General features: G+C 41.6%; 10 protein-coding genes. 1 reads left to right on the forward strand and 9 read right to left on the reverse strand.

The features are described from left to right. Positions 1–11 precede the first annotated feature (11 nt). The 5 genes from lpdA to MHH68_RS10975 all read right to left on the reverse strand — a co-directional run bounded on the left by lpdA (position 12) and on the right by MHH68_RS10975 (position 6,793). Positions 12–1,436, reverse strand: a complete 1,425-nt coding sequence (gene lpdA / locus MHH68_RS10955) for a dihydrolipoyl dehydrogenase (protein WP_169057022.1) — start codon at positions 1,434–1,436, stop codon at positions 12–14. Continuing rightward, positions 1,426–2,553 (reverse strand): butyrate kinase, encoded by a 1,128-nt coding sequence (buk, locus tag MHH68_RS10960; protein WP_169057021.1) that lies wholly within the window; start codon positions 2,551–2,553, stop codon positions 1,426–1,428. The genes lpdA and buk overlap by 11 nt, the downstream gene beginning before the upstream one ends. A gap of 27 nt (positions 2,554–2,580) precedes the next feature. Then, positions 2,581–3,675 (reverse strand): branched-chain amino acid dehydrogenase, encoded by a 1,095-nt coding sequence (gene bcd / locus MHH68_RS10965; RefSeq protein ID WP_003215658.1) that lies wholly within the window; start codon positions 3,673–3,675, stop codon positions 2,581–2,583. A 25-nt stretch (positions 3,676–3,700) separates the two neighbouring features. Beyond that, positions 3,701–4,648, reverse strand: a complete 948-nt coding sequence (gene yqiS / locus MHH68_RS10970; RefSeq protein ID WP_339165790.1) for a phosphate butyryltransferase — start codon at positions 4,646–4,648, stop codon at positions 3,701–3,703. A 72-nt stretch (positions 4,649–4,720) separates the two neighbouring features. After that, the gene (locus MHH68_RS10975; RefSeq protein WP_339163052.1) at positions 4,721–6,793 is read right to left on the reverse strand and encodes a sigma-54-dependent Fis family transcriptional regulator; all 2,073 of its coding nucleotides are present in this window, start codon (positions 6,791–6,793) and stop codon (positions 4,721–4,723) included. Between the two features lie 149 nt (positions 6,794–6,942). Here MHH68_RS10975 and MHH68_RS10980 point away from each other — a divergent pair, with 149 nt between their 5' ends. Further along, on the forward strand, positions 6,943–7,179 hold the full coding sequence (locus MHH68_RS10980) for a DUF2627 domain-containing protein (protein ID WP_144462757.1): 237 nt from the start codon (positions 6,943–6,945) through the stop codon (positions 7,177–7,179). Positions 7,180–7,213: 34 nt separating this feature from the next. Here the strand turns inward: MHH68_RS10980 and MHH68_RS10985 are convergent, their stop codons facing one another. The 4 genes from MHH68_RS10985 to spoIVB form a co-directional block, all read right to left on the reverse strand. Continuing rightward, the gene (locus MHH68_RS10985; protein WP_339163055.1) at positions 7,214–7,951 is read right to left on the reverse strand and encodes a glycerophosphodiester phosphodiesterase; all 738 of its coding nucleotides are present in this window, start codon (positions 7,949–7,951) and stop codon (positions 7,214–7,216) included. A 225-nt stretch (positions 7,952–8,176) separates the two neighbouring features. Further along, positions 8,177–9,277, reverse strand: a complete 1,101-nt coding sequence (locus MHH68_RS10990) for a Rap family tetratricopeptide repeat protein (protein ID WP_058014715.1) — start codon at positions 9,275–9,277, stop codon at positions 8,177–8,179. A gap of 457 nt (positions 9,278–9,734) precedes the next feature. After that, positions 9,735–10,538 (reverse strand): sporulation transcription factor Spo0A, encoded by an 804-nt coding sequence (gene spo0A / locus MHH68_RS10995; protein WP_003215740.1) that lies wholly within the window; start codon positions 10,536–10,538, stop codon positions 9,735–9,737. A gap of 285 nt (positions 10,539–10,823) precedes the next feature. Then, positions 10,824–12,101 (reverse strand): SpoIVB peptidase, encoded by a 1,278-nt coding sequence (gene spoIVB / locus MHH68_RS11000; protein WP_339163059.1) that lies wholly within the window; start codon positions 12,099–12,101, stop codon positions 10,824–10,826. Between the last annotated feature and the right edge of the window lie 137 nt (positions 12,102–12,238).

The following is a 12,238-nucleotide window of genomic DNA, read 5'->3' on the forward strand; positions in this document are numbered from 1 at the left end:
TCCCTCCTTGATTAAAAATGGATCGCTTTCCCGTCAACAGCAAGGGCAGCCTCGCCAATCGCCTCTGATAAGGTTGGGTGCGGGTGAATTGTCTGCCCGACTTCCCAAGGCGTTGCATCAAGTACTTTGGCTAATCCAGCTTCAGATATCATATCTGTGACATGAGGACCAATCATATGAATCCCTAAAATATCATCTGTCTTTTGATCAGCAATGATTTTGACGAATCCATCAGACTCCCCGTATACAAGTGCTTTTCCGATCGCCATGAATGGAAATTTCCCCATTTTGACTTCGAAGCCTTGCTCTTTTGCCGCCTGTTCAGTGAGTCCAACACTAGCGGTTTCCGGGTGAGAGTAAACACATTTAGAAACGAGCGTTTCATCGAGCGGCTTTGGATCTTGCCCAGCCATATGCTCCACAGCAATCATGCCTTCGTGTGATGCCACATGTGCCAGCTGAAGCCCGCCAATGACATCTCCTATTGCATAAATATGTGATTCTTTCGTTTGATAATGTTCATTCACGACAATGCCTTGTTTTTCTGTTTGGATGTCCGTGTTTTCAAGACCAATGCCTTCAATATTTGGTACTCTACCGACTGATAGAAGAAGTTTTTCCGCTTCAAACGTCTGAATGTCTCCATCCTTTTCTGCTTGAATCGTCACGAGATTCTCTTGCTTTTTGACGGTATCTGGCAGTACTTTCGCATTTGTCACAAAGGTGATGCCTTTTTTAGATAAAAGCTTTTCCATTTCTTTAGAAATGTCATGATCCTCTGTTGGCAATATGCGGTCTGCAAATTCAATCACCGTCACCTTCACACCAAAATCATTGAGCATAGAAGCCCACTCGATTCCGATTACCCCGCCGCCGACAATGAGCATCGACTGCGGAAGCTCTGGCAGTTCTAGTGCATCATCTGATGTAAGAATGTGCGTCCCATCTGCTTCAAGTCCAGGCAGCACACGCGGTCTTGAACCTGTCGCAATGATGACCTGCTTTGGAATAAGCATTTCATTTTCATCTCCATTTGCCATTTCTACGGAGATGGTTCCTGGCATTGGCGAAAAGATAGATGGACCAAGGATGCGGCCGATCCCTTCATAGACATCAATTTTCCCTTGTTTCATTAAATGTTTGACGCCGCCTGCTAGTTTCTCTACAATCTCTGCTTTTCTTTTCTGCACACTTGCAAACTGCAAGGCGATGCCATTTGCCTCAACGCCAAAATCAGCAGCACGTTTGACGGTTTGATAGACTTCAGCACTTCTAAGCAGCGCTTTAGACGGAATGCATCCTTTATGGAGACATGTTCCGCCAAGCTTTTCTTTTTCTACAACTGCTGTTTTCAATCCAAGCTGTGAGGCACGAATGGCCGCTACATAGCCGCCTGTGCCTCCACCAAGAATGACGAGGTCATATTCAGTTGCCATGACTTGTCACTCCTTTCTTCATCTCTTGATCATTTGGGTATTCTTTCGGAGATTCTTCTTCTTTTAAAATACGAAGTGCACCTTCTGCTAAGGATTGCAGTTCATTTTCGCCTGGATAGACGACAACATCTGAAATCCAGTCAATGTGACCTCTAATACTTGATGTAATTTGTTTGCTGTACGCAAGTCCGCCTGTTAACACAATGACGTCAACTGCACCTTTTAGGACAGCACTAGCCGCACCGATTTCCTTGGCAATTTGATAGCACATCGCTTCATAAATCAGCGCCGCCCGTTCATCGCCTGCTTCAATCATGCGCTCAACTTTCACAGCATCTGTCGTACCAAGGTAGCCCGCAAGACCACCTTCACCAATAATGCGTTTCAGCATTTCCTCTTGGCTGTACTCACCAGAAAAGCAAAGATTGACGAGGTCACCTGTTGGCAGTGTCCCCGCGCGCTCCGGGCTGAAAGGGCCTTCACCATGGAGTCCGTTATTGACATCAATGACTTTTCCTTTTTCATGGACACCAATGGTGATGCCGCCGCCCATATGGGTAATGATCATATTCAAATCTTCGTAGCGCTTCCCAAAGGATGCAGCTGTTTTTCTTGCGACTGCTTTTTGGTTTAATGCATGGAAGATGCTTTTTCTTTCAATCGTTGGCAGCCCTGAAATACGAGCAATTGGTTTTAGCTCATCCACCACAACTGGATCGACAATAAAAGCTGGGATGTTCAAACCTAGTGCAATTTCTCGTGCAATGATACCCCCCAGATTTGATGCATGCTGGCCGGCATATCCTTCTTTCAGGTCTTGCACCATTTGCTCATTGACTTCATATGTGCCGCCTTCAATCGGACGAAGTAGACCGCCGCGCGCACAAACTGCATCAAACTTTGAGATGTTCATCCCTTGTTCATGCAGCGTCTTCAAGATTGTTTCTTTACGAAATGAAAACTGATCAATGATATGAGGGAATTTCTTTAATTCCTCATCTGTATGTCTCAGTGTCGTTTCAAAAATAGATCGTTCATTGTGAAACACACCGATTTTTGTTGAAGTAGAGCCAGGATTAATTGTGAGAATACGCCATTCTTTTGTCAGCAAAAACAAAACCTCCGTTTCAACTCATTCTTCAAATTAGCGACGACTTAAAATATGCTGGCCATTTTGCAGGAATTGACTTCTTGATTTGCGCATTCTTTCAATTCGCTCCTCCGCCAATCGGTCTGCCGCTTTATAAGTTGGAATGGCATCACGGTTTGAAATTTCAATCACGCGTTCAATGTTTTGGTAAATACCTTCTACCTTTTTCATCGCACGATCTGCATTATAACCATAAAGCTCATCAGCTACGTTAATTACACCGCCTGCATTGATCACATAATCAGGTGCATACACAATGCCCATTTCATGAATCAGGTCGCCGTGATGCGTTTCTCTCAGCTGGTTATTCGCTGCACCTGCGATGACCTTTGCTTTCAGCTTAGGAATCGTTACATCATTGATCGTTGCACCAAGTGCACACGGTGCATAAATATCACATGCTTGATCATAAATATCGTCAGGGTCTACTGCTTTTGCGCCAAAGTCTTCTACAGCTCGTTTTACAGAGTCTTTGTTGATATCTGTGACAATCAGCTGTGCGCCTTCCTCGTGCAGATGTTTACACAAATTGTAGGCCACATTCCCAACACCTTGGACTGCAATCGTTTTTCCTTCTAATGAATCGGTTCCAAATGCCGCTTTGGCAGCAGCTTTCATCCCTTTGTATACACCGTAAGCTGTAACAGGAGACGGGTTTCCGGATGAACCAAATGCAGGTGAAATACCTGTCACAAAGTCTGTTTCTTCATGAATCAGATCCATGTCTTCTACCGTTGTACCGACATCCTCCGCTGTGATATAGCGGCCATTTAATCCTTGGATGTAGCGTCCAAACGCACGGAACATTTCTTCATTTTTATCTTTTCTCGGATCACCGATGATGACTGTTTTACCGCCGCCAAGATTCAGACCTGCTGCTGCGTTTTTATAAGTCATCCCTCTTGCTAGACGAAGCGCATCTTCAATCGCTGCTTCTTCGTTTTCATACGTCCACATTCTTGTCCCGCCTAGTGCTGGCCCAAGTGTTGTATCATGAATGGCAATAATCGCTTTTAAGCCAGATTGTTCATCCTGACAAAATACAAGCTGTTCATAATCGTATCGTTCCATATATTTAAAAAGTTCCATTGTTTATTCCTCCTATGACTTTCGCTTAATTTGATGTACAGATGGCAAGTGCAATTGAATAAAGCTTACTTTCAGCTGTATCCGACCGGCTTGTTAAAGCAATCGGCGCCTTCGCTCCTGCCACCACAGCTCCCACCTTTGCATGCGCAAAGTAGATGAGAGATTTATAAAGAATGTTTCCTGCTTCAATCGTTGGCACAAGCAAAATATCTGCATGACCGGCGACATCACTCGTAATATTTTTATGAGAAGCTGCTGTTTGAGAAATGGCATTGTCTAAAGCAAGTGGCCCGTCAATGAGGCAGCCAGAAATTTGCCCTCGCCTATTCATTTGCGCCAGGCTTGCCGCTGTCAAAGTGGAATCCATTGCCGGGTTCACAACCTCTACCGCAGATAACACAGCCACCTTTGGCATGTCGTTTCCGACAGCTTGTGCTACTTGAACAGCATTGATCGTGATCTCTTTGAACATGTTTAAATCCGGCGCGATGTTCATCGCAGAATCTGTGACATAAATAAAACGATCAAAGCCCGGCACTTCGAATGCCGCGACATGTGATAGAACACTCGCCGTCCGCAGCCCGTACTCTTTATTCAGCACCGCTTTTAAAAGAACGGCTGTCGTGACATGCCCCTTCATCAATATATCTGCATGCTTCTCGCTCACTGCCTGCACGGCAATCTTGGCTGATTCTTCAGGAGAATCCGAATGAATAATATCTATCCAGTCTTCATTGATCTCATGCTGTTTCACCAGCTCCTTCAGGTTGCGTTTGTTCCCAACCAGCAGGAAGCGAGCGACCTTGCGTTCAATTGCCATTTTAATGGCATGAAGCACTTCTTCGTCTTCTGCATGAGCCACAGCAGCAGTTTTATTCTGCAACTGGGCGGCTTTCATAATCAGATCGTCAAGCTTCATATATGCCCACCTTTCCTTATGCTCGGGTTCATGGTTTTCATATGCAAGTTCTATGCCAGCTTAAAATGCAGTGAAATGAGGCATTTCGCATGAGATACGTGCAATTTTTTGCAGGTAACGTGCATTTTATTGCATGCTATCTTTTGCAAGTTGATATTTATCCATTTTATAGTAAAGGTTACGAATGCTAATCCCTAATGTTTTCGCTGTTTTCGTACGGTTGAATTGATGCTTTTCAAGGGTTTGTTTAATCAGCTGCGTTTCAAACGCTTCAACAGCATCCGAAAGAGTCTCTCCCTCAAATTGACTGACAGCTAGTTCCTGCTGCTCTTTTTCTTCCTGCTCTTCTGACTCCATGAAGGAAATATGATCTTCATCGATCCATTCTTCTTGCGGATTCAAAAAGATCATGGCTCGTCCAAGGACATTTTCCAGTTCTCTCACGTTTCCAGGCCAGCTGTAAGACCGAAGTCTATCGAGCGCACCTTCTGTTAAGCCGCTCACATTTCGACCATAGTCTAAATTGATTTTCTGAATAAGACGTTTGCTTAATGAGTCAATATCTTCAAGGCGCTGCCTTAGAGGCGGAATGGAGATCGGATATCTGTTCATCCGATAATATAAGTCCTCTCTGAACTTTCCTTCCGCCATCGCTTTTTCAATGTTGACATTTGTTGCGGTAATCACACGCACATCAACTGGTATCGCTTTTGTTCCGCCTACTCTCACAATTTCTTTCTCCTGCATGACGCGTAATAACTTTGCTTGTGTACTTGGCGTCATTTCACCAATTTCATCTAAAAAGATACTGCCATGATTCGCTTCTTCAAACAGCCCTTTCTTCCCGCCGCGCCTCGCACCAGAAAATGCACCTTCCTCGTAGCCAAAAAGCTCTGACTCTAAAAGTGTTTCTGATAAGGCAGCACAGTTGACTCTCACAAAGCGATTATATTTCCGGTCACTTTCATTGTGTATAGCGTGCGCAAATAGCTCTTTTCCAGTACCTGACTCTCCCCTGAGTAAAATAGTGGCTGGTGTTTTAGCCCCTAGCTTTGCCTGCTCAAGCGCTACAAGCATTTGCTCACTTTCTCCAATAATGTCTTCAAAAGTGTACTTTGCCTCAAGTGTTCGGATGAGCTGTCTTGCTTTATTTAATTCATTCGTGAGTGATTGAATTTCTGATACGTCATGAATGACGCCGACACTGCCTTTTAAAATGCCATCAACGATCACTGGTGCTACGTTGACAATCACATCCTTCTTATTAGGTCCGACTTTCATTCTGACGCCTCGAACTGGCCTTCTTGTTTCAAGCACCTTTAAATGCATGCTTTCCCCTTCAGAAATATCCGCACCCGCAGGTTTGCCCACAACCTCTTTGTCTGTTAATCCCGTCATTTTCGTATAAGCTCTGTTAATTAAAATTCCTTTCCCCTGCTCATCTACGACGGATATCGCTTCATCTGATGATTGAATGATCGCCTCAAGCATCGTGCGCACTTCTTTGAGGTTTGTGACTTCTTCTGCAAGTTCCACTGCATCTGTAATATCTTTAAAAATGGATAGAGCGCCTAGCATTCTTCCTGCGTCGTCAATAATCGGCAAACGCGTTGTGACAATTTGTATTTGCTGATTCAGAAATTGTTTTTGATGAAATTCTGGCTCCCTCGATCTTAAAATATCGGGGAGTTTTGTATTTGGGATCACTTCACGTATGTGCCGGCCAATCGCATCTTTTTGCGAACGTCCAACCATTTTGGCAGCCGATCGATTAAACAGAACAACTTCTTCATCCATATTAATAAAAATCATGCCGTCGTTCGTTGCATTAAAAATGCGGTCATGTTTATAGGTTTGTTCTTTTAATATTTGAATGAGCTGATGCTTTTCTGACATTAATTCTGAAATGACGTATGCCATCGAACTTGGAACAATGACAGACTGCTCTGCTTTTTCTTCCATCAGTTCTTTAAGGACAGCTGAACTGCCCGTTGTTTCAATGATGATATCAATGTCATCTTTTATGTATTCTTTCCAATCCGTTGTCGTATCAATTCCATTTTTTTTCGCTTCTACCATCCCCGGTGCCCCAAGATCAAGGTCGGCGATTGCAACGATTTGAATCATATTTGTTTTCAGCAATGTTTCAAGCAATGCTGATCCACCCTGTCCTGCACCGACAATCAAGACTCTCTGCATCCCGTTACCCCTTTATATGAAAAAATTTGCACACCATATTTTTCCGTTGCAAAAAATTGCACAACTCTTATATTACCACGTTTTCCTTTCTTGACAAAATATTTTTTGAATTAGACAATGGAAGTAAATGACGTTTAAGGGGACATTTGATGGGGAGAATACTTGCATTAGTGATTATTTTAATACCTGGCGCGCTTGCTGCACTTGGAATTAAGCTGCTGCGTGACACTGTTTTCGGTATCATCATTTCACCATTTCCATTTTTATGGCTGCAAGGAATTGCAGGGTTGGTTTTTTTAGGGGGAGGTCTTTACGTAGTCGCTGGCTTTATTTTATATAGAGACCGCAAACGAAATAAAGTGACCACCCGCTTTAAACAGAGATAAACATGAAAAAAGACCCGCTGTTGATCGCAGGTCTTTATTTCATTTCTTCTCTTATTTCGACGGCTCTATCAGGAAAATCTGTGAAAATTCCATCGACACCTAAGGAAAACATGTTTTTCATTTGCTTTTCACTGTTTACTGTAAATGGCCTGATCACTTGCTGGGCAGCATGGAGAGCTGATACGACTTCTTTTGTTACCCCTGCGCCCTTTATATTGGGGTGATAACCTCTTGCAGGTACTGTTTTTATGTACATCTCTGGCCGATGAATGACATCCATTGTGAGAACAGCAAGCTCAACATGCGGCATCCGCTTGTGAAAAAGAGCTAAACTGCCGTGATGAAACGATGAGACTAGTACACGATCTTCTATTTGAAAGTGTTCAATTTGCTCTTTTACTTTCTCTTCCATACCAGGATATCGATAAATGGAGTTTTTCAGTTCAATATTGATGATGAGTGATGATTGCTGCGTCACTAGCTCCAATACTTCTTCTAAAAGGGGAATGGATACAGCACCGGTTTCTTCATAAAAAGAATGACTCGCATCTCCTGCTTTTAACTCTTCATATGTATGGTCTTTCACTAAGCCTTTCATATTCGTTGTTCTATTCAGCTTCTCATCGTGAATGACAGCAAGCCTGCCATCTTTCGTCAACTGAACATCCAGCTCAATTCCGTCAGCCCCAGAATGAAGTGCATGCTCAAAGGCTATCATGGTATTTTCAGGATAGATGCCTTTAAAACCTCTGTGTGCAAAAATTTTCGTCATATGTCACCTCTAAGTATGATGCTTCCTTTCATTATGACGTCTCTCTTTTCGTTTTTCCAGTTTGAGCACATAAAAAAACCTCTTCTGATTCGTACGAAGAGGTTCTGTATAAATTCGATCACGTAATCGCTCTGATGGCTTGCTCTGTCGTCTCTGCGTCAAGAGCAAAAAGGGAAGAAACAACTGCGACTGCTGTAACAACGGTTAAACCTAACAACAACTTTTTCATAAGATAACCTCCACTTTCTTTTGAAGTATTTGTGCATCGAATTTCTTTTCAAGAAAACGAATGGCATTTTGATAGTCATTTCGTTCCTTGAAGTATTTCGATATTTGTTCAGACAAATCCTCAAGCTCCACATATAATCTATTTTTTTCTATGTAGTCTAATTTTTCAGAGAATAAGTCTGCTGCTCCACTATTTTCGCACATCAAATCTAAAATTTCAAATTTTACTATATATTCATTATTTTGGATATCACAACTATACTGAATGCCCTCTTTAATATATTCCTTCGCCTCTTGATCTCCTAGATGAACCAAGGCATTTGCCAGAACATATAAAGATTGGATGTAATAATGGCTATTGTCACGGTGCATTTGAATGCCCATCCCTTTTTTGGCATATTGTGCGCTGTTTTCGTAATCATGTTTCGCATAATAAAGAACGGCTAAATTGTGATAGCATTTCCCAATCAGCACTTCATTGTTAATACGTTTACTTTTCTCAAGTGCTTCTTGGTATTTTTCCTCCGCTTCGTCAAATTGGATCAAATCGATACAATTACTTGCATGTAAAATCAAGCTGTCAATCGCCTGCGCTGTATATTCTTCATGCGCTTTGAACGTATCGATGGCTTTTTTGATATGATTAATGGATATGAAATTTTGTTTCAGTTCGTAATAAATTGAAGCAACCTTATGATGAAAAGTCCCTACTTCAAGGTCCTCATTCACACGTTTTAGACGCTGTTCTGCAATTTTGTAAAAGCTGATGGCTTCATCATATTTTTTCACATATGCAGCATATTGACCTTTGTAAAAGTAAAAATAAAAATTAATAATGTCATCTGCTTTCTCATCAAGCGTTCCGACACTCTTCATAATGTGATTGGCTTTTTCAATATTTCCAAGTAACATTTCATGTCTGCCATTAACAAGCTGATAATACAGGAGAACTTCGCGGTCTTCATCTGTATTTTTTAGCAAATTCTGAATTTTCTCTTTATAGATCGCAGATTTTTCTAGGTCATTTTGAGAAATGACCCTCGTCCACTTGCTAATTTCGTTCGCTACCTCAGCAGAGTGGATTTTCAGCTTTCCCATAACCTCACCCTCTTCTTTTCATTATTATAGCATAGTAAAAGAATGTGAAAATTATTAAATTCGACAATGGGAATATTCAGTTCAAATGGCACAATCTCTAAGAAGCCAGTGACTTTAAAACGCCAACCAATCAGGTCAATAGCAATAGAACTTTCGATCTCATTTGCTTTATTTACCAAATTCATCAGACCTTTTCCTCTCATCCTTTTTCTTACGAATGAGCGTTTCCTTCTACTATTTTGAAGACCAAACAATTGATTGGCGTAGCTGATTACCACTAATTTATGTCATACCCATTTCTTTCATGCTTTATTTTTCATTTTATTCTGAAAATAAATCAAGCTGAGTTGTCCAAATGAAACAATAAGATGATTGTATCAATACAACCAATTTTTTACAATATTTTTTCAAAATAAAAAAACGCCTCTTTGAAGAAACGTTTTTCTATAAAAATGAACTAGCTAGCTCGATGCTCCAAGCGGAGACGGTCAGCCACCATTGCGATAAATTCAGAATTGGTTGGTTTTGCTTTAGACATGCTGACTGTATAACCAAAGAGTGAGGAAATGGAGTCGATGTTTCCTCTACTCCAAGCCACTTCAATCGCATGACGAATTGCTCGTTCGACCCTGCTCGCGGTCGTGTTAAATTTCTTCGCGATGTCTGGATACAACACTTTTGTGATGCTTCCGAGAAGCTCGATGTCATTGTACACCATCGAAATGGCTTCTCTTAAGTATAAGTAACCTTTAATATGAGCAGGTACACCAATCTCATGAATAATCGTCGTAATGCTCGCATCTAAGTTTCTGCGTTTCGGTTCAGGTTTGTTTCGAAGGACACTGTTTTGGATAGATGAAGATCGATGGGTGACTTGTGTGCCGTTTCCACTGACTTGACGAATATGACCGACTAGGTTTTCCATATCAAATGGCTTTAAGATGAAATAGGATGCCCCTAAATCAACTGCTTTTTTCGTGACATCTTCTTGTCCAAACGCCGTTAGCATAATCACACTTGGCTGTTTGGTCATGTCATTGTTTTCACGGAGGCGTTCCAGTACAGCAAGGCCATCTAAATGAGGCATGATAATATCTAAGAGGAGAACGTCGGGCTCTTTATCTTTAAATAATGTCAGACATTCCTGACCATTATACGCCACGCCAAGTACTTCCATATCTTCCTGTCCCTCAATATACTCTGTCAAAAGGCCAACAAGCTCTCGATTGTCATCAGCTACACACACTTTAATTTTCTCCACGTTCTTTCCTCCCCAATGTCGATTCCTTTAGTCTTTTGTATTTCTCTTCTGAGTGTTCAATTCGACAAAACCATGCTATCCCCTTTAAAAAACTTTAATTTTCCGAATAATAGAGCATTATCTAGCTTTTTCTACGTTTTTCTTAACGAATCGACGATTATTGCAATTTGACAACATACCACTTTCCATTTTGTCGAAAAATCTCTTTTTCCTTATTTTATAACATGATGGCAGAGAAAGAAAGGGGAGAAAAAAACTGCCGGAAGATTCGCGGCAGTTTGATGATCAGCTTGCTTTTTTGTTTTTTTGATAAAGGTCGATGCCTGCTTCTGACAGCATCCATTCAATGTGTACGCCGTAGCCGCTTGTCGGGTCATTGACGAAAACGTGCGTGACCGCCCCAATGACTTTTCCGTTTTGGATGATGGGGCTTCCGCTCATACCTTGGACGATACCGCCCGTTTTACTTAAAAGACGCTCATCTGTTACCTTTAATACCATCCCTTTTGTTGCCGGGAATTTCTGCGGAGTCGTGCTGACGATTTTAATATCAAACTTCTCCACTTTATCATGATCCACAACGGTTAAAATTTCTGCTGGACCTTCTTTCACTTCATTTGATAAAGCAACTGGAAGCGGTTTGTCTGATACATGATTTTCAAGCTTTTCGGTTAACGTACCAAAGATACCAAATGGACTGTTGCGGGAGATATCTCCTATTGTTTTTCGTTCGGAAGAGAATCTCGCCAATTTTTCTCCAGGATTGCCTCCTGTGCCTTTTTCAATCGATGTTACGGTTGATCTAACAATTTCACCATTGTCGACAACAATTGGTTTTTTTGTATCCATGTCAGAAATGACATGCCCAAGGGCACCATATTTTTTAGAAGATGGTTCAAAGAAGGTCATCGTGCCGATTCCTGCGGCGGAATCTCGAATGTAAAGACCAATTCGATAGGTGCCTTCACTTGAATCTTTTGCGGGTGTTAATGTTGTTTGAAAGGTTTTATGGTCTCTTTTTATGAGTAAACGAAGCGTTTCACCTGTTTTCCCTGCTTTCTGGATAAATGGGGTGAGGTCATTCATTTTCTCCATCTTTTGACCATTGATTTCAATGATCATATCCCCTGATTGAATGCCTGCGGCTTCGCCTGGTGATTTTTTGCCATCTGCTGTTGTGATTTGATGAAAACCTACAACGAGAACTCCTACAGAGTGGAGCTTGACGCCAATGGATTGTCCTCCAGGAACGACTTTTAATTCAGGGAGAACGTCGACTTTTGTTTTCTTAATAGGAAATCCTTTAAAATCATAAACAATTTCGGCTTTTCCTGCCTTTTGTCCTGTTACTTCAAGCTGATTCTTTTTCTCTGAAAGACTAAAGGCTTGTGAAGAAGCATTGGCTGACGCTTCTATTGATGTGTCAATTGCGTGCTTCTGTTTTTCAAATACAGCAACATTTGTTGGAATGCTGATGTATTCCTTCACTATGCTCATAAACCCTGTACTTATTAAAGAAACAAGGAGAATCACACCAATGGCTTTTCTCATCTTTTCGGGCATTCATTTTTCACTCTCCTCGCTCCTTACCCACACCAGAACACTCATGTTTTGGCTACATCTTTACTTTTGCCTTCTTCGCTTTGATTTATAACCAACAGCTATAGAAAATGATTGGATAAATTGATAAAAGAAAAAGA

Source organism: Bacillus sp. FSL K6-2841, assembly GCF_037976435.1.
Taxonomy (GTDB): Bacteria; Bacillota; Bacilli; order Bacillales; family Bacillaceae; genus Bacillus; species Bacillus pumilus.